Genomic DNA, 16452 nt, shown 5'->3' with positions numbered 1-16452 from the left:
GAAACAACTCGTCGTCACGCGCTAGGAATCATGGGTGGAGGTGTGGCCGCGCTGCTGATGTCCGCGTGTGCGGGCAGCGGCAAGACCTCCGGGGCGGGCAGCGGCGCGCAGGCCAAGACCGGCGGCACGCTGAAGGTCGCGGATTATCTCGGGGGCGCGACCGACACCCCGGACCCGCTCACCACGGTCTACTCGGGAAGCATGGCCGCCTGCCTCTACGATCGCCTGACCTCGTTCAGCGGGCAGACCGGATTGCAGCCCGAGCTGGCAGAGTCGTGGTCGAGTTCGGAGGATCTCAAGACCTGGACCTTCACACTGCGCAAGGGCGTCAAGTTCCACAACGGCGCCGACTTCACCGCCAAGGACGTCGTCCACACCTACAAGCGGCTGATGTCGCCGTCCTCACCGCCGAACCCGCAGACGACCTGGCAGAACCTCATCGACGAGGACAGCGTGGTGCAAGGCGACGACGAATACACCGTCGTCTTCAAGCTCAAGGCCGGTGCCTGGGACCTGCCGTATCTGGTGAGCCACGCCTATGGCGCCATCGTGCCGGACGGCTTCACCAGCGAGCAGCTGAAAAAGAATCCCGTGGGGACCGGGCCGTACAAGTACAAGAGCTTCGTCTCGGGCCAGAAATTCACCGGGACCAGGCACGCCGGCTATTGGCGCACCGGTTTCCCCAAGCCCGACGCCATCGCGATCACCAGCGTCGTCGACGTCGCGCAGCGGCTGAACGGCCTGCGCTCCGGGCAGTTCAACATCGCGCTCAGGCTGGATCCGGTGGGCGCGAAGGCGGTGAAGGGGAACCCGGAGATCACCGTCGCGCATATCCAGACCGGTGGATTCACCCAGCTGAACATGCTGTGCAAGGGACCCCTGGCCGACGCCCGGTGCCGGAAGGCGATGAAGCTGGCCATCGACCGTCCGGCCCTGCTGCAGAGCATGTACCTGGGCTGGGGACAGGTCGGGCAGGACCATACGATCGCCCCCAACTCACCCGTGAACCCGGCCCTGCCGGTGATCAAACGGGACGTGGCCCAGGCGAAGCGGCTGCTGGCCGAGGCCGGGCACCCGGACGGGATCACGGTGGACGTCCATTTCGTGAGCGGCAGGTCCGGTCAGAACATGGCGCAGTTCTACCAGGCACAGGCCGCTGCCGCGGGAATCAAGATCAACCTGGTCCCGACGCCGCCCGCCACCTTCGTCGAGGGGATCCTCGGCCAGAAGTTCCCGATGCACGCGGGGCAGTACGAGGAGCGACCGGGCATCGCCCTGACCGACATCATCTTCGGCGAATGGGGCAGCACCAAGAAGTCCTACGCGCTCTGGAGCAACGCGGAGTTCCCCGCCCTGTCCGCCCAGGCGAGGGCTGAACCGGACGTCGCCAAGCGCAAGGCGCTCTATGTGAGGCTGGCGCGGCTCCTTGAGGACGACGGGAACCTGATCGTGGCGTGCTACGAGCAGAACGTCGTGGCCACCAGGGGCGTCACCGGCTTCCAGATCTCGACCCTCGGCACCCAGCCGGAGTGGTCGACGGCGCTGTCCCGATGAGTTCCGCGACCGTCGAGCGGCCCGCGGCCGCCACCTCGGCGGAGGGCTCCCGGCCGCTGCTGCGCTGGATGCTCGGTCGGATCCTGGGTGGTCTCGGCGTGCTGGTGTTCCTCTCGGCGGTCGTGTTCACCGCGACCAACGCGATTCCGGGAAGCATCGTCGACGCGCTGCTGGGAACGGATGCGACGCCGTCGGCGCGCGCGCAGCTGGAGACGCGGCTGGGCTTGGACGACCCCTTCTTCGAGCGCTACCTCACGTGGGCCGCCCACCTGCTCTCCGGCGACTTCGGCCATTCGCTGGCCGACGACAGCGCCATCGGACCGCAGCTGTGGTCGGCGGCCGGGCACTCGCTGATCCTCGCGGCCGTGGCCTCGGTGGTGACGATCCCGGTGTCCATCGCGCTCGGCACCCTCGCGGGGCTGAAGCCGGGGTCGGGGCCCGTCAAGGTCGTGAACGGGCTGTCGTTCCTGCTGCTCTGCGTGCCCGAGTTCGTGCTGGGCATGTTCCTGGTCCTGCTGTTCGCCGTCTGGATCCCGGCCTTCCCCGCCATCAGCGGCGTCGACGGCGGATCGTCCATGGCGGAATGGGCGGCGGCGCTGGTGCTGCCGGCGTTGACGGTGATCCCCGGCAGCGTCGCGTTCCTGATCCGGGTGCTGCGTTTCCAGGTGGCCGACACCAACCGGGAGGACTTCATCCGGATGGCGCCGCTGCGCGTCGGATACAGCCGCCGGAGGACCATCGGCCGGCACGTCCTCCCGAACACCCTGGCCCCGACGGCGAGCGCGATGGCGCTCAACCTCGTCCACGTCGTGACCGGCCTGGCCGTGGTCGAGACGCTCTTCCAGTATCCCGGGCTCGGCATGCTGCTCTACAACTCGATCGGACTCCACGACATCCCCGTCGTGCAGGCGTGCGCGCTCGCCATCGGCGCGATCGTGATCGTCCTCAACATCGTCGCGGACCTGATCGCACGCCTGCTCGACCCGCGGGTCGGCACCTTGGAACAGGCCAGATAACAACGAAAGGCAAGTGCGCATGTCATTGACCATCTTCCAGACCGATGCCATGACTCCCCCGGACAGCGGCGCTCCCGGCTGGACGCCGAGCGCCGACTACCGGCGGGTCGTCGACCGGACGGAGCACGGCGCGACCGCCGTCGACGGATGCCTCAACAAGTACGTCGGGCCCCGCGCGGCCGGACCGGTCCTCTACCCGGGCTACGTCGAGGTGTGCTACCTGGTCCAGGGCGATCACACGCAGCTGCTCGCGTCCGGGGAGCTCATCGACGTCCCCGGTGGCACGTTCGCCATCCGCTACGACGGGGCGACCAGCTACGTGATCACCCCGGAGTCGCTGACCAGCGTGTGCTTCTTCTCGCCGGGCCGCCCCGCGGACTGGCCGGGCCGGGGCGCCGCCACCAGCGAGACCGTCAAGGGTGATCCGGTCTACATCGATCCGAAGAAGCTCGACGCGGCTCCGGAACCCGAGACCGTGACCGGGACCGCGCGCACCCGGGTCGTGCTGTCGTATTCGGAACTCCTGCCGGTGAACGTGCGATGGACCGAGATGGACGCCGGCGCCAGGATCGGCCTCGCGGCGAGCGCCGAGGACCGGATCCTCTACCTCGTCGAGGGTTCCGTCCGCCTGACCGATGCCGCAGGCGAGCATGGCGCCGACGCGGGGGCGTTCGTCCAGTGGCCGGCGGGAGAGGCCCTCACCATCGCCGCGGAGGGGGCGGCGACGTACTTCACCGTCGGTTCACCTGACGGCGTGGCGTCGGCCTGAACACGGTCCGCCGTCCGGCCGGGCTCTCCAGCCCCTGATCTGGTGCGGTGCCGGGTGCCGACGCCCGGCACCGCACCTCCGCCTCACCCCCGAGCGCAGGGAAGACGCGTGCGATCGTCGATTTCGCGTGAGGGCGGGTACTCCGGGTAGTGTTTAGTGGCATCAAATAGGGTGGCTGTGAGGTGGACGGGGGCGGCGTGATGCAGGAGCGGATCGGACCGGGACTGCGGCAGGCGCGGCAGGAGCGCAAGCTGAGCCTGCGCAGCGTCGCGTCCGCGATCGGGATCTCCGCCGGCCTGCTCTCCCAGGTCGAGACCGGCAAGTCCCAGCCGTCGGTGAGCACGTTGTACGCGCTGGTGAACCACCTCGGCATCTCGCTGGACGAACTGCTCGGCCTCGGTGGCCAGAGCGGGCAGCACGCCCGGCCCGCCGTCCCCGGAGGGGCGCCCGCGTCCCACATGTCCCCCTTGTCGCCCTCCGGCGTCGTCCAGCGGGCCGCCGACAACCCGGTCCTGGAAATGGCCAACGGCGTCCGGTGGGAGAGGCTGGCCGTCGGCGGGCGGCCGGACGTGGACGCCCTGCTGGTCACCTACGATCCCGGGGCCGCGAGCTCGGTGGAGCGCAAGCTCATGCGGCACAGCGGCATCGAGTACGCCTACCTGTTCTCGGGCGAGCTGACCCTGTTGCTCGACTTCGAGCAGTACGTCCTTACAGCAGGGGACTCGCTGTGCTTCGAGTCCACCAGACCGCATATGTACGTGAATCAGGGTGAAGAGCCCGCCCGTGGGGTGTGGTTCGTCTCCGGCCGTCACGATCTCGACCACACCCGGGAGTGGGTGGCTTCACGCCTCGGCGACGCCGTCCCCGGGGCGTCCTCCGGCCCGTCGAACGCGGTCGAGGCGCTCGACCTGCTCAGCACGGCGGGACCGTCGTCCCCCCGGGCGTCCGCGACCGAGTCCGGCCCGGAGGACGAGCCGGACGGACGCCAGGACGACACCGGCCGCTGACCAGCGGCTCGTCCCGGAATCACCGACGTGGCCGCTCCCGTTCCCCGAGGTCCTGCTGCTCACCGCACGGCTCCGCGCCTGCCCTTTCCACAACGCTGTTTGCTATTAGTTGACACTACTCCACATTCGTTCAATTATATTGAACACTAGAGAGGGCGTCGCTGCCGTGCCGCGCAGCCGTTCTCGTCATCGGCGACAGAGGAGCCTCGGTGCCACACAAACGACCCGGTCACCCGGCGGCCCGCCCGGAGCACGGCCGCACGCTCCCAGGCGCGCGGATCGCAGGAGACGCGCGGTGCTGATCGGATTCGCCGGACTCGGGCGCATGGGCCGGCCCATGGCCTCCCGCCTGGCGCGGGCCGGGCACACCGTCCTCGCGCATGATCCGGCGCTCGACGAGGCGGCGGGCCTCACGATCGTGGACTCGGCGGCCGGGCTCGCCGACGCGCCACTGACCATCAGCATGCTGCCGGACGAGGCGACGACGCGGGACCTGGTGGTGAACGGGCTGGCGGGCACCGCGCCGGACCATCTGCACGTGGTGATGGGCACCGTCGGACCCGAGCTCGTCCGCGAGCTGGCCGAGGCGACGGACGTCATCGACGCGCCGGTGTCCGGGAGCGTGTCCATGGCCGAGACCGCCACGATCACCACCATGGTCGGAGGGACCACGGACCAGTTCCACCTGGTCCGCCCGGTCCTGGCGGCGATGACCTCGGCGCAGTTCCACGTGGGTCCCGTCGGCGCGGGTTCGACGGCGAAGCTCGCGGTCAACACCGTGCTGGCCGCGCTCAGCGAGGGCGTCGCCGAGGGGATGCTCATCGCGGAGGCGGGCGGACTCGACCTCGCCGTCTTCTACGACGTGCTCCGCAACAGCGCGGCGGCGGCACCGTACGTCGGGTACAAGCGGGAGGCGTTCCTGTCACCGGCCTCCGCCGACGTCGCCGCCCCGGTGTCCTTGATCCGCAAGGATCTCGGCCTGGCCCTCGACCTGGCCCGCCGGCGGCGGCTCAGCCTGCCGGGGGCCGAGGCGGCGTTCGCCGTGCTGGACGACGCGATGGCGACCGGCCTCGGCGAGGCGGACATGGCCCAGATCCTCGCCGCCCTGCGCCTGCGCAACGCCGCCCCTGGAAGGGAGACGGACCGTGACCGGTGACACCACGCCCGCCGACGTCGAGACGGCGATCCGTGCCCTGGAGGACGCCCGCTACGCCGCGATGATCGCCGGCGACGTCGACCGCTTCGCCGCCCTCGCGCATCCCGACCTGGCGTACACCCACTCGAACGCGGTCGTGGACACCCTGGACTCCTACCGGGAGAAGGTCCGGTCGGGCTATTACGTGTACCACCGCATCGACCATCCCGTGGACCGGATCCTCGTGCACGGGACGACCGCCGTCGTGGTCGGGGAGATGCACGCCGACATCACCGCGGGCGGGACCCGCAAGACGCTGGCGAACCGTGCCATCGCCGTGTGGGTGTTCGAGGACGACCGCTGGCTGCTGCTTGCCTACCAGCCCACCGTCCTCCCCGAGCCGGAGCCGCGCCGATGAGGGCGTTCACCTACGACGCGCTGCCCGGACGCGTGGTGTTCGGGTCCGGAGCCGCCCGCGACGGGCTGCCAGGTGAGGTCGAAGCATTCGACGCCGAGCGGATCCTGCTCGTCTCGTCCTCTGCCGATTCCGGTCTGGCCCACGAGCTGTGCACCCCGTTCGCCGACCGGATCGCGGCGACATTCTCCGCGATCCGCCCGCATGTCCCCCTCGACGTCGCCGAGCAGGCTCGCGAAGCCGCCGCCGACGCGCACGCCGACCTGGTCCTGTCGATCGGAGGCGGATCCACCACCGGTCTGGCCAAGGCGGTCGCGCTGACCACGGGCCTGCCGATCGTCGCCGTCCCCACCACCTATGCGGGCTCGGAGGTCACACCCGTGTGGGGCCTGACCGAAGGGACCCGCAAGACCACCGGCACCGACCCGCGCGCGCTCCCGCGGACCGTGATCTACGACCCCGACCTCACCCTGACCCTGCCCGTACCGCTGTCGGTGGCCAGCGGCCTCAACGCCATGGCCCACTGCGTCGAGGCGTTCTGGGCCCCTCGGCGCAACCCGGTGTCCAGCGCCGTCGCCGAGGACGGGATCCGCAACCTCGCCTCGGCCCTGCCCGCGATCACCGCCGACCCGGCCGACCGCGACGCCCGTGCCGGCCTGCTGCTCGGCGCCTACCTCGCCGGTTCGGCGTTCGCCGTCGCGGGGTCCGGGCTGCACCACAAGATCTGCCACGTCCTGGGCGGTGCCTTCGACCTGCCGCACGCCCAGACGCACGCGATCGTGCTGCCGCACGTGCTCGCCTACAACGCCCCGGCCGCCCCCGAGGCCACGTCCCGCATCGCCTCCGCGCTCGGCCGGCCCGACCCGATCGAAGGGCTCCACGGACTGGGACACGAACTCGGCGTGCCCGATGGCCTGCGGGAACTCGGCCTGCGCGAAGGCGACATCGACACCGTCCTCGACGAGATCCTCGCGCTCGCGCCCGCAGACAACCCGCGCCGCGTCACACGCCAAAGCCTGAGGACGCTGCTGCACGCGGCCTGGACCGGCTCGGCGAAGGAGACCGCATGACCGCCGAACGCACCATCGACCAGGAACGAGCGGTGACCGAGGAGGTCCTCGCCTCCTTCGACGGAACCGCCGATCCGCGACTCCGCGAGGTCATGCGGTCCCTGGTCCGCCACCTGCACGCCTTCGCCCGGGAGGTCCGGCTCAGCGAGCGCGAGTGGGAGACGGCGATCGACTTCCTCACCCGCGCCGGGCACATCACCGACGACCGCCGCCAGGAGTTCATCCTGCTGTCCGACGTCCTCGGACTGTCCATGCTCACCGTCGCGATCAACGAGCCGAAGGTGCCTGGCGCGACCGAATCGACGGTGTTCGGGCCGTTCTACGTCGACGGCGCTCCCGAGGTTCCGCTCGGTGGCGACATCGCCCGCGGAGCGGCAGGCACCCCGTGCTACGTGTCAGGACAGGTGCGTTCCGTGGACGGCGGCCCGGTCGCCGGAGCGCGGCTGGACGTCTGGGAGGCCGACGAGGACGGCTTCTACGACGTCCAATATCCCGGGGACCGCTCCGTCGGCCGCGGCCGGCTGCGCTCCGGCGCCGACGGCGAATACCGATTCTGGTCGGTCCTCCCTGCGCCGTACCCGATCCCCTACGACGGCCCGGTCGGCGATCTGCTAGCGGCCACGGGCCGGGGTCCGATGCGTCCCGCGCACCTGCACTTCAAGGTCACCGCCCCGGGCCACCGGCCCTTGATCACCCACATCTTCGTCGCGGGCGACCCGTACCTCGACCGCGACGCGGTCTTCGGCGTGAAGGACGGCCTCGTGGTCGAAGCCGAGCACCACGCGGCAGGCCCGGCCCCTGACGGCTCCCACCCAGAAGGCACCTGGACGAGCATGCACTTCGACCTGGTGCTGGTCCCCGAATCGAAACTCCCGCGCTGACGCCCGGGCCCAGAGGCATCACCCTCGACCGACCGACTTCGTCCCAGCCCTCGAAACCCGCGGAGAACGACCATGCCGCCACCAAGATCCGCAACCACAGGCACCCCGCCGACGCACGCCATCCTCAACGTCCTCAGGAACGGCTCATGACGGCCACGATGCGGGCCGCCGTCTATCACGGGCCCGGTGACGTGCGCATCCAGCGGGCACCGATCCCGCAGCCACGCGAGGACGAGGTGCTGCTGGCGGTCCGGCGGAGCGGCATCTGCGGCACCGACGCGACCGAGTGGACGAACGGCCCGGTCATGGTGCCCTTGCACGCCCGGCATCCCGCAAGCGGACATCTCGGCCCGATGATCCCCGGACACGAGTTCATCGGCGAGGTCGTCGACAACGGCTGCGGACTCCGCGCGGGCACACTCGTGGCCGCGGGCGCCGGAGTCTGGTGCGGCCACTGCGATCGCTGCGCCGAAGGGCGCACCAATATCTGCCGGAACTACTACACCCTGGGCCTGAACGCGCCGGGTGGGCTGGCCGAGTACGTCGCGGCACCCGCACGCACACTGCGGCCGATTCCGAACGGGCTGTCCCCCGACGCCGCCGCTATGGCGCAGCCGCTGGCGGTCGGCCTGCACGCCGCGCGCCGCGCACGCGTCCGCGACGGCGACTCCGTGGTGATCATCGGTGCCGGAGCGATCGGCACGTTCGTGCTCGCGGGCCTGAACCATCTACAACGAGCCGACGTCACGGCGATCGACCTGCCAGGCGCCAAACTGGATCGCGCCACCGCCCTAGGCGCGGCGCACACACTGTCCGCCCGCGAGGACGTGGTCGGAGCGATCCTGGACGCCACCGCAGGCCGGGGCGCCGACGTGGTGATCGAGGCCAGCGGAGCACGGGGGCAATTCGAGAACGCACTGCGGATGGTGACCACCGGCGGCCGGGTCCTGGCCGTCGGCCTGCCCAAGGAAAAGCCGCAAATCGACATGTTCACACTCGCACTGCGCGAAGTCACTATCGACTCCACCGTGGCACACGTGTGCGACGAAGACCTCGGCCCCGCCCTAGACATCCTGTCCACAGGCACACTCGGGCCTCTACTGCTCGACTCGGTCATTCTTTTGGAGGACCTGGTCCCCCGAGGTCTCGAACCACTAGCGACCGGCCAAGTGGACGGCAAAATCCTCGTAGCACCCACAAGCATCACCGGCTGACCTCTTCCGTACCGCATCGGAAGAACGTCTCCCCATCCCGCGAAAACCCCCACCGTCCAGCCGAACACCCTCAACATCCCCAGCAAGCCCCTACCGGCGCGTCCCACGCCATCATTCTGACCGCCAACAACAACGCCAGCGTGCCCGAAGACGACGGCACGTCCCTACGACACCCCGGCGCCGAGCTCGCACATCACGAAGGGCCCGAATAGACTGAGCGGGGACGTCCTTGCGGCGCCGCTCGCGGAGCGGCGCCCCTTTCTCACCCCGCGCGCGAGGCGCAGCGTCCACTCCGCCCTTTGGAGACTGACACCTCGCGACGGACGAGGGGCGCCGGTGCATCGCATGGCGAATTCAGACGGGCTCGGCCCAGTGTCCAGCTGCAATCACATCGAGGTGATCGACAAGATCGAAGTCCTTCACCGTCAGCCTGTGACCGGCATCGTGCGTGGTGATCGCGAATCGGATGCGTGCCAGGTGATGTGGATATCGGGATTGTGCCCGATCTCGCAGGCCTTGGGCCGTGACGTACATCGCCAGGTGCACCGTCGCGCTCCCAGCCCGGCCGGGTCTCCAGATGCTTAGCGATCTGTGCGTCCGTCGAAGGCTCGGGACTGGACACGACTACCTCCCTTTGAAGACTTTCCTTTTGCCTGAAGCTGCCAGCCTGGACGTCGGCGACATCACGGAGCGGGCAGCGGTCGTGTCCGGCCTGGAGTCCGAACAGTCTCGGTACTACCTGCAACACGCACTCGGATTCCAGGTCCACGATGAACGTCATCCACACCATGAGCGGCGGCATGGTCGCGCCGACATCGGCTGGAAGGGTGAACAAGATGACTGACTGGACCAGGCTGCGCTACGTCGTGGTGGACGTCGAGGGCAATGGCCGACAACCGCCCGACCTCGTCGAGCTGGCGGCCGTCCCGATCGTCAACGGGAAGATCGGTGAACCGCAGAGCTGGCTGGTACGGCCCGAATCGCCGATCAAGCACTTCGCGAGCCGCATCCACGGCATCAGCAATCGGGACGTGGCAGATGCGCCGAGCTTCGGCGTCATCAGGCACGACGTGGCCGCGGCGCTATCGGACGCTGTGCTCGTCGCCCACAACGCGCACGTGGATGTCGGTGTGGTTCAGCGCAAGCTCGACGACTGGCACGTGCCCGAGGTGCTCGACACGCTGAAGCTCGCCCGCCGGCTTCTGCCCGACGAGAAGAGCTACAAGCTCGGCTCGTTGGTCGAAGCTTTCAAGCTGGCCGAGGACTTGCCGGAGGATCTCCAGCCGCACCGCGCCACCTACGACGCGCTCGTCACGGCCCGGCTGTTCGTGCTGCTCGCCGCCCACCGGTCGATCGAGGACCTCCGTGGCCAGGCACCAGAAGGGGGCAACGATGAAGCTTCGACCCTTTTCTGATCGCCCGCGGGGTGTCTTCGCCAGCGTCGATGGGCCGAGTGGTGCCGGAAAATCGACCATCGTGCACCACCTGGCGCAGCTGCTCGTGGCCAATGGCGAGGACGTCCATGTCACGGTTGAGCCATCGACCGGACCGATCGGGGTGCTCTGCCGGGAACTGACCGAGACGACCACCGGCCACACGCTGGCCTGTCTCTACGCGGCCGATCGCTACCACCATGTCGAGACCGAGATCCGGCCTGCGCTCGAGGTCGGACGGACGGTCATCTCTGACCGCTTCCTACCGTCTGGCCTGGTGATGCAGCGCTTCGACGGCATCGATCCGGCGTTCTTGTGGCAGATCAATGCCGAGGTGGAGCGGCCCGACCTGGCGGTGATCCTGTACCGGCCTGTCGGCCGAGACCCGCGAGTTGCTCGCGGCCATCCGCAAAATGCTCGACCCGCCGTTCCCGGCCGCGCCGGGCGGCGGGGGCGAGCGTGACGACTTGCTGCGCATCCGCCGGGCCGTAGTCGTCAGCACGCTGGTTTTCGGCCGGGACGGGGAGTCCTCCGCCAGCCAAGAGGTCGCCTTGGCCGCGCGGATCCTCCGTGGCGACCTCGCCAAGAAGCCCGTCGACTACGCCGTCAAGGGCGAGTCGGTCAGCACCATCGCGTAGCGATACTCCCAGTCGATCTCCTGCGGATGTCGCTGCGAGACCACCGGCTCCCACAGCTCACGGACGTACCACACTCGGAATCACCTCGGCCGCGTCGTTGTGGCGCGCCGAGTCGTGACTGCAGTCCGCGCGCTACGTACCGGAATGACGAGGACTGCCGAGAGCGCTCTCGCGACCACCTGACGCGTGGAGAGAACCTGCCCCGGCCGTGTCGGCGGTGGGCCTCCAGCCGTTTGAGGGCAGGCGCCTTCAGACCTTGCCGGAGCCGTTGCAGCCTGGGCAGTTCCGCTCTTCGGTCTTGTTGTCCACGTTGTAAATCTGCTTTCCAGCGCCATTGCATATGGAGCAGTTGACGGTTTTCGCGTGTTTGCCCATATCAGGGACCCTCCAACCGCTGCGCCGGGTCATCAAGCCATACCCTTGTCCCCTCACGGGTCGATGAGAGACCGAAACGCTCCTTCCCTGGCCTCCCCCACTCGATCCACCTCTGGTATACGGCGACGATCTCGTCCCATAGGTCGCGCGGACCGGTCATCTCGACCTCGGCCACCGGTTGCCCGGGACGATGGACGACCAGCGCGCGTGACCGGCCGTCACGAGCCATCAGCCGGTAGGAGCCATCGTCATTGGCGAATCCGCCGCCCTCCACGCCGGGTAGGCAGCCCGCCAAGGCGACCTGGAATCCCTCTCCGGCCTCGGCGATCTCGCGCGGCGCCGTTTCGGTCTGTGAGGTGCGCACGTCCTCCTCGGCCGGGTTCGGTGGCCTGCGCTGTCCGCGTAGCAGCATGAACCCGCACGGCTCGCCGAGCCGCCCGGACGCCGTCCCGTCATCGGCAACGGTGAGCTTGACCAGATGGCCTGACCTCCACCCGGGCATCCACGGCAGCACAATCGCCCCGCCGGGTCTGGTCTGCTCCACCCACGCATAGGGGATGTCGGCCGTGCCGACTGTGACGTGCACCCGGTCGTAAGGGCCTGCTGCGGGCCAGCCCTGTGCCCCGTCCGCAGTGACGACCTGGGCCCCGACTCCGGCGGACTGCAGGTTCTCGGCCGCCCGCGCCGCGACGGCGGCGTCGATCTCGACGCTGACGACGTTGCCCTCGCCCACCCGGTGAGCCAGCAGGGCCGCCGTCCATCCGGTCCCCGTGCCCACCTCCAGCACCCGGTCCCCGGGACCGGCGTCCAGGAGGTCCAACATCGCGGCGACCAGGTGCGGCGCCGATGTCGAACTGGTGGCGACCGCGCACGGGTCGGCGCTGGTCTTGGCCACCAGGTCGATCGCGCCGTCGTCGAGCTGGACGCCTATCGCTGTGTCGCTGTGCACGACCTCCCACCAGCGTTCGGGGTCGGCGGTCCGGTCGATCCACGATGCCGGGTCGTCGATGACCGGTCCCACCACGGCGATGTCCGGGACGAACAGGTCGCGTGGCACCTCCTCCAGCAGCCCTTTCCAGCGGGCGTCCGTCTGGACGTCGGGGCCGGTCACGGTCCCGCGCCCATGAAGTCGGCCAGGTCGTGTCAAGGGTCAGATCCCCGCGGTCAATGCCCGCAACTCACGCGCGGCTGGAAGCGACCGAGCCTGTTCGTCAGGCAACGCCTTGCATACAGAGCCAACGAGGGTCTTCATGGTGGACGTGCGGTGATCCAGGGGAAGAACCGCCAAAGCCTGAGCGGCATCGCTCACCCCGTCGTTTACGCCGCCTGCGTTGATACAGGCCCATGCGGTCTTAAGCTCGCCGATCACCTGATTGCGTGCTCCGGATGTGCTCGTGGGCCTCTTCGGCAGCTCGTCATACAGACTCGGATCTCCGAGATTCAGTCGGACGTTGGTGCGCTCTCCGATGTAGCGTTGCTGAGGCCATCCCCAGATGGCGGCTTCGTCCCCGGTCACGTCTGCAGGCAGTCGACCGTAGAGTTCATCGAGATCGCCTAGTGCCTTCTGGGCGCCTGTCCGGTCCCCCTTCCGGGCGAGGATCACGGCGCGTGTCGCCTGCGCTTCTGCGAGTCCGGCGCTTGGGCGGCCTTGGGCAAGCTCTATTGCTCGCTGGGCTTTCTGCAATGCGCCGGGACGCGTAGTGGTGGCACGGGCTTGCCGAGCGCGTGTGTACACCTCCAGATGCCGATCACCTGCGCTTGCGGCGGCTGCGTGTGCCGTACGCCACCAGCGGGACGCGAGAGGGTTGTCGAGTTCTTCCAGGGCCATCGCCATCAGCGCGGCGAGTTTGGCCGACACCCGGTGCATATCCGCCCGGTCAAGGTCGGCCCGGTTGTCCAGGGTGCGGCGGATGTCGGCGACGTCGACCGACAGCACGCCAACGAGGGCAGCCGGAGGCATGACGCGCAGCGCGTAGGCATGATCATTGACGGTCTCCTCCCAGTCGTCGACGGTGAAGGAATCGCGGACGTCAAGCGCCCGCCCGAAACCCGAGAGCAGCGTCTCCAGATGCTCGGCGGGAATCGCGGCCCCCGAGCCCGTGACCATGAGCAGGTTCAGCAGCGCGCGACGCTCCATGTCGTCATCCCTTGCGTGCGAAGGTTCCGAAATTAACACGTTAGCGCGCGGAATGGCCCATGCATCCTCTTCAGGGACGACCTTGCCAATGTCACGTTTCGTATCCGACAGGAGGACGGCGCCGTCTTCGTAGAGACCTGGAAGAAGTCCGAGTAACTGGCCGGGGATGCGGAGGCCGTCGCGAAAGGACTCGACCTCATCGATCGTGTATCGCTTACGCCGGCCACGGTGAATCAAGGACACGTTGCCCTGGCTGCTGTCGATCAAGAGCGCCACGGCCTCCTGCGTGAGCCCGGTCGCGGCCCGGTAGATCCGCAGGACGGTATGGAGATCCCGGCGCTTCAAGGCGTCCCGCATGGCGGGCTCGGTCCAGAAGCGTTCCGGGAGGGCGGGGGGTTGGCCCGTACGGGCGCGGGCCTCCCAGGCGCAGGAGCCACAAAGATCACCGGGGCTGTATCGGTTGAGATCTTTTCCGCATTCGGAACACTTGCGCGATTCGGTCATTTCACGTCCCTGAGCAGGCGGTACAGGGATAACGGAATTTGAATACTCGCACTCCGATGGCCCGGATGCACGCGGTTGGCTTCACTCGGTGATGCGGGGCCACGTGCCGCAGCCACCGAAGTTCCCCGTGTGGTTCGCAACACCCGATGTAACACCAGCGGTGCGTGGCCTCGCCCAAGACACAGGGCGGCCCCGGAATCGCGGTGTTAGGAGCACCGGCCGGGGCCTGACCGGAAGGAAGTCCGGCTATGGGACAGGGTAACGAACCGGGCGGAGCGGCCATGGGCAACCGCCTCGATGGCATCGAGCAGCGGCACGCCCGCCCGAGGCTGACCGAACTGAAGGCGGTCTTGGAGGGGCACCGCTTCAGCGTGGACTTCGAGACCGACCCGCTGCGCATCGTCGTGACCAGGCCGGGCGACCGCACGGGCGCGAGGCAGACGGTCACGTGCAAGCCGCGCGTCACCGACCAGGACCGGATGTGGTTCTTCGACGAGGCCAACGGCGAGCCGATCGCCGAGGACACCCACATCGTCGACGCCGCGGTCATCATCGCGGGGAACCTGTCCCCGGCGCCGTGAGCGGCGGAATCGGCGCGCCCTACCTCGATCTGCTCGCGCGGGTCCTGGCCACCGAGGGATGGGCGGTACGCCGCCGCTACGAGCAGGCGCCCCCGCGGCTGCGTGTGCTGTCGCCCGGCCTTCCCGCGGTCGGGGAGAGCGTCACCGTCGAGACCGGTGAGGGCGGGGTGCCCTGGTTCGTCGCCTCCACCGGTGACCCGCTCGCGCCCTGTCACGACCTGCCCGGAGCGGTTGCGGAAATCGGCACGCGGCTGGCCCCGCAAGCCATCGCGGCCGCCGTCCGGCGAGCGGCCGGCACCGCAGAACAGCGCGAACCTCCGCGCTGGGTGACCAGCAGGGTCCGGACCTGGCAGAGGCGGATGTGATGGACGAGCGAGACGAACTGAAGGTAGAGCCGTTCGGGCCCCTGGACGCGCTGTATGCCGCGGTGCGGCGGCGGGCACCGCAGATCGCGGCGACGTGCGCGGAAACACCGGTGGAAACACCGGAGACGCTCGATCTGCGGGAGCTGGGCAAGCTCGGGTTGCGGCTGTGTGTGAGCTACCGGGATCGCCCGGCGCGGCGGATCGCCTGGGACAGCGTGTCCGAGACCTACGTGTGGTCGTCGGGACCGGACGCCGGCGCAAGGCTCGCCGCCGATGTCGAGCAGGCGGCGACGCGGATCGCGTGGGCCCTCGGCGCGCCGATCTCCCCGGAGCCGCCCGCCGGATAGAGCTGGGGCGGCTGCGCTTCGCACAGGTGACCGCTGGCGCAGCCGTCCCGCCGCGGCCCCGGACCGGGCGCGTAGCGTCCGGGGGCCGCGGTACCACGTGAGACGCCCGAGAAGCTGCGAGCCATGGGAAGGCACGGCGTCTGATGATCGGTGAGATCATTCCGCGCACCTGGCAGGCGACTACCTGCTGCAGTCGGGCTGGATGGCGCGCGGCAAGAAGACGTCCTGGTGGCCGGCGGTCGCGCACGGACTCGCCTACACCCTGCCGTTCGCCGCCCTGACCCGGTCGCCGCTGGCGCTGCTGGTCATCGGCGGCACGCACATCGTCATCGACCGCTTCCAGATGGCCCGCCATGTCGGGTGGGCCAGGGATCACCTCGCCCCGCGCGGCGCCTGGCCCGACAGGGCGGCGCTCGGTGTTCGGGCCGAGGGGAAGGAGCATGCGATCGAGATCGTCGCCGACAACACCATGCACCTTCTGATCAACACCGCCGCGCTGACCTGGCTCGCCTAGCAACGGACTTCGCCGCCGCTGGGCTCGATCACCAATCAGACCTGGACGAGGCTGAAGTGACGGTCGGCTGGCAACTCCAGCGCATCCGGGGGCGGCTGCTCCACCGCGAGACCAAGACCGAATCCTCGGACGCCGTCATGCCCCTGCCGGACATCTGCGAGACCGCCCTCCGCGAGCGCCGGAGAGACCAGCAGGCGGCTCGTGAGGAATCACAGCCAGATCTCGGTCACCATGAACATCTACAGCGAGGTCTCGTCCGCCGCGACCCGCCAGGCGCTCAAGCGGCTCGGCAAGAGCCTCGACTCGCAGCGACCGGGGTCCTAGCCGTACCGCGCTGCTGTACTTTGCTGCTGTACAGGCATCGAAAAGGCCGGTTCTGAAGATCGGAACCGGCCTCTGACCTGGGGTGGAGCTGAGGGGATTTGAACCCCTGACCCCCTCGATGCGAACGAGGTGCGCTACCGGACTGCGCTACAGCCCCGAGGACTCCGTAAGGT

General features: G+C 69.0%; 20 protein-coding genes and 1 tRNA gene. 17 read left to right on the top strand and 4 right to left on the bottom strand.

Annotation, left to right across the window (positions count from 1 at the left end):
• Nucleotides 1-30 precede the first annotated feature (30 nt).
• From AGRA3207_RS27925 to AGRA3207_RS27885, 9 genes are all read left to right on the top strand, one after another.
• Complete coding sequence (locus AGRA3207_RS27925; RefSeq protein WP_231329975.1) at nt 31-1554, top strand: ABC transporter substrate-binding protein; 1524 nt, start codon at nt 31-33, stop codon at nt 1552-1554.
• The gene (locus AGRA3207_RS27920; protein WP_231329973.1) at nt 1551-2570 is read left to right on the top strand and encodes an ABC transporter permease; all 1020 of its coding nucleotides are present in this window, start codon (nt 1551-1553) and stop codon (nt 2568-2570) included. The genes AGRA3207_RS27925 and AGRA3207_RS27920 overlap by 4 nt, the downstream gene beginning before the upstream one ends.
• A gap of 19 nt (nt 2571-2589) precedes the next feature.
• Nucleotides 2590-3339, top strand: coding sequence for a cupin domain-containing protein (locus AGRA3207_RS27915; protein WP_231329972.1), 750 nt, complete (start codon nt 2590-2592; stop codon nt 3337-3339).
• A 182-nt stretch (nt 3340-3521) separates the two neighbouring features.
• Entirely contained in the window at nt 3522-4346 is an 825-nt protein-coding gene (locus tag AGRA3207_RS27910; protein WP_231329971.1) for a helix-turn-helix domain-containing protein, read from the top strand.
• Nucleotides 4347-4641: 295 nt separating this feature from the next.
• On the top strand, nt 4642-5502 hold the full coding sequence (locus tag AGRA3207_RS27905; protein WP_231329970.1) for an NAD(P)-dependent oxidoreductase: 861 nt from the start codon (nt 4642-4644) through the stop codon (nt 5500-5502).
• A complete protein-coding gene (locus AGRA3207_RS27900) occupies nt 5492-5899 on the top strand; it encodes a nuclear transport factor 2 family protein (protein WP_231329969.1) in 408 nt (135 codons plus the stop codon). The genes AGRA3207_RS27905 and AGRA3207_RS27900 overlap by 11 nt, the downstream gene beginning before the upstream one ends.
• Nucleotides 5896-6966 (top strand): maleylacetate reductase, encoded by a 1071-nt coding sequence (locus AGRA3207_RS27895; RefSeq protein WP_231329968.1) that lies wholly within the window; start codon nt 5896-5898, stop codon nt 6964-6966. Before AGRA3207_RS27900 ends, AGRA3207_RS27895 begins: the two co-directional genes overlap by 4 nt.
• The gene (locus AGRA3207_RS27890; RefSeq protein ID WP_231329967.1) at nt 6963-7847 is read left to right on the top strand and encodes an intradiol ring-cleavage dioxygenase; all 885 of its coding nucleotides are present in this window, start codon (nt 6963-6965) and stop codon (nt 7845-7847) included. The genes AGRA3207_RS27895 and AGRA3207_RS27890 overlap by 4 nt, the downstream gene beginning before the upstream one ends.
• A 146-nt stretch (nt 7848-7993) precedes the next feature.
• Nucleotides 7994-9061: a zinc-dependent alcohol dehydrogenase gene (locus tag AGRA3207_RS27885; RefSeq protein WP_231329966.1), complete on the top strand. Its 1068-nt coding sequence runs from the start codon at nt 7994-7996 to the stop codon at nt 9059-9061.
• A gap of 354 nt (nt 9062-9415) precedes the next feature.
• On the opposite strand, the gene AGRA3207_RS27880 is transcribed toward AGRA3207_RS27885, so the two are convergent.
• Complete coding sequence (locus AGRA3207_RS27880) at nt 9416-9607, bottom strand: hypothetical protein (RefSeq protein ID WP_231329965.1); 192 nt, start codon at nt 9605-9607, stop codon at nt 9416-9418.
• A 224-nt stretch (nt 9608-9831) separates the two neighbouring features.
• Here AGRA3207_RS27880 and AGRA3207_RS27875 point away from each other — a divergent pair, with 224 nt between their 5' ends.
• From AGRA3207_RS27875 to AGRA3207_RS27865, 3 genes are read left to right on the top strand one after another with little or no spacing between them, the layout of a single operon-like run.
• The gene (locus AGRA3207_RS27875) at nt 9832-10476 is read left to right on the top strand and encodes a 3'-5' exonuclease (RefSeq protein ID WP_231329964.1); all 645 of its coding nucleotides are present in this window, start codon (nt 9832-9834) and stop codon (nt 10474-10476) included.
• Complete coding sequence (tmk, locus tag AGRA3207_RS27870) at nt 10454-10957, top strand: dTMP kinase (RefSeq protein WP_231329963.1); 504 nt, start codon at nt 10454-10456, stop codon at nt 10955-10957. Before AGRA3207_RS27875 ends, tmk begins: the two co-directional genes overlap by 23 nt.
• 4 nt (nt 10958-10961) lie before the next feature.
• Nucleotides 10962-11132, top strand: coding sequence for a hypothetical protein (locus tag AGRA3207_RS27865; RefSeq protein ID WP_231329961.1), 171 nt, complete (start codon nt 10962-10964; stop codon nt 11130-11132).
• 376 nt (nt 11133-11508) lie between these two features.
• Here AGRA3207_RS27865 and AGRA3207_RS27860 read toward each other — a convergent pair whose 3' ends face one another.
• Complete coding sequence (locus tag AGRA3207_RS27860; RefSeq protein ID WP_231329960.1) at nt 11509-12618, bottom strand: methyltransferase domain-containing protein; 1110 nt, start codon at nt 12616-12618, stop codon at nt 11509-11511.
• A 39-nt stretch (nt 12619-12657) separates the two neighbouring features.
• Nucleotides 12658-14148 (bottom strand): helix-turn-helix domain-containing protein, encoded by a 1491-nt coding sequence (locus AGRA3207_RS27855; protein ID WP_231329958.1) that lies wholly within the window; start codon nt 14146-14148, stop codon nt 12658-12660.
• A gap of 248 nt (nt 14149-14396) precedes the next feature.
• Here AGRA3207_RS27855 and AGRA3207_RS27850 point away from each other — a divergent pair, with 248 nt between their 5' ends.
• The 5 genes from AGRA3207_RS27850 to AGRA3207_RS39935 all read left to right on the top strand — a co-directional run bounded on the left by AGRA3207_RS27850 (nt 14397) and on the right by AGRA3207_RS39935 (nt 16279).
• Complete coding sequence (locus AGRA3207_RS27850) at nt 14397-14729, top strand: hypothetical protein (protein WP_231329957.1); 333 nt, start codon at nt 14397-14399, stop codon at nt 14727-14729.
• On the top strand, nt 14726-15094 hold the full coding sequence (locus tag AGRA3207_RS27845) for a hypothetical protein (protein WP_231329956.1): 369 nt from the start codon (nt 14726-14728) through the stop codon (nt 15092-15094). The genes AGRA3207_RS27850 and AGRA3207_RS27845 overlap by 4 nt, the downstream gene beginning before the upstream one ends.
• Nucleotides 15094-15441: a hypothetical protein gene (locus tag AGRA3207_RS27840; protein ID WP_231329955.1), complete on the top strand. Its 348-nt coding sequence runs from the start codon at nt 15094-15096 to the stop codon at nt 15439-15441. The genes AGRA3207_RS27845 and AGRA3207_RS27840 overlap by 1 nt, the downstream gene beginning before the upstream one ends.
• 202 nt (nt 15442-15643) lie before the next feature.
• Nucleotides 15644-15955, top strand: coding sequence for a hypothetical protein (locus AGRA3207_RS27835; RefSeq protein WP_231329954.1), 312 nt, complete (start codon nt 15644-15646; stop codon nt 15953-15955).
• A gap of 201 nt (nt 15956-16156) precedes the next feature.
• Complete coding sequence (locus AGRA3207_RS39935) at nt 16157-16279, top strand: hypothetical protein (RefSeq protein WP_273699949.1); 123 nt, start codon at nt 16157-16159, stop codon at nt 16277-16279.
• An 83-nt stretch (nt 16280-16362) separates the two neighbouring features.
• Here AGRA3207_RS39935 and AGRA3207_RS27830 read toward each other — a convergent pair.
• A tRNA-Ala gene (locus AGRA3207_RS27830) sits at nt 16363-16436 on the bottom strand.
• Nucleotides 16437-16452: the final 16 nt, after the last annotated feature.

Origin of the sequence: Actinomadura graeca (assembly GCF_019175365.1) — a bacterium.
In the GTDB taxonomy this organism is placed as follows: domain Bacteria; phylum Actinomycetota; class Actinomycetes; order Streptosporangiales; family Streptosporangiaceae; genus Spirillospora; species Spirillospora graeca.
The sequence above is the reverse complement of the archived record's forward strand: the minus strand, read 5'-3'. Positions and strand labels throughout refer to the sequence as shown.

Bases quoted from the DNA above. Each gene is read 5' to 3' on its own strand.
- AGRA3207_RS27925 (WP_231329975.1), top strand. From the start codon at position 31: ATGGGTGGAGGTGTGGCCGCGCTGCTGATGTCCGCGTGTGCGGGCAGC.
- AGRA3207_RS27920 (WP_231329973.1), top strand. From the start codon at position 1,551: ATGAGTTCCGCGACCGTCGAGCGGCCCGCGGCCGCCACCTCGGCGGAG.
- AGRA3207_RS27915 (WP_231329972.1), top strand. From the start codon at position 2,590: ATGTCATTGACCATCTTCCAGACCGATGCCATGACTCCCCCGGACAGC.
- AGRA3207_RS27895 (WP_231329968.1), top strand. From the start codon at position 5,896: ATGAGGGCGTTCACCTACGACGCGCTGCCCGGACGCGTGGTGTTCGGG.
- AGRA3207_RS27890 (WP_231329967.1), top strand. From the start codon at position 6,963: ATGACCGCCGAACGCACCATCGACCAGGAACGAGCGGTGACCGAGGAG.
- AGRA3207_RS27885 (WP_231329966.1), top strand. From the start codon at position 7,994: ATGACGGCCACGATGCGGGCCGCCGTCTATCACGGGCCCGGTGACGTG.
- AGRA3207_RS27875 (WP_231329964.1), top strand. From the start codon at position 9,832: ATGAACGTCATCCACACCATGAGCGGCGGCATGGTCGCGCCGACATCG.
- tmk (WP_231329963.1), top strand. From the start codon at position 10,454: ATGAAGCTTCGACCCTTTTCTGATCGCCCGCGGGGTGTCTTCGCCAGC.
- AGRA3207_RS27855 (WP_231329958.1), bottom strand. From the start codon at position 14,148: ATGACCGAATCGCGCAAGTGTTCCGAATGCGGAAAAGATCTCAACCGA.
- AGRA3207_RS27850 (WP_231329957.1), top strand. From the start codon at position 14,397: ATGGGACAGGGTAACGAACCGGGCGGAGCGGCCATGGGCAACCGCCTC.
- AGRA3207_RS27840 (WP_231329955.1), top strand. From the start codon at position 15,094: ATGGACGAGCGAGACGAACTGAAGGTAGAGCCGTTCGGGCCCCTGGAC.
- AGRA3207_RS27835 (WP_231329954.1), top strand. From the start codon at position 15,644: ATGGCGCGCGGCAAGAAGACGTCCTGGTGGCCGGCGGTCGCGCACGGA.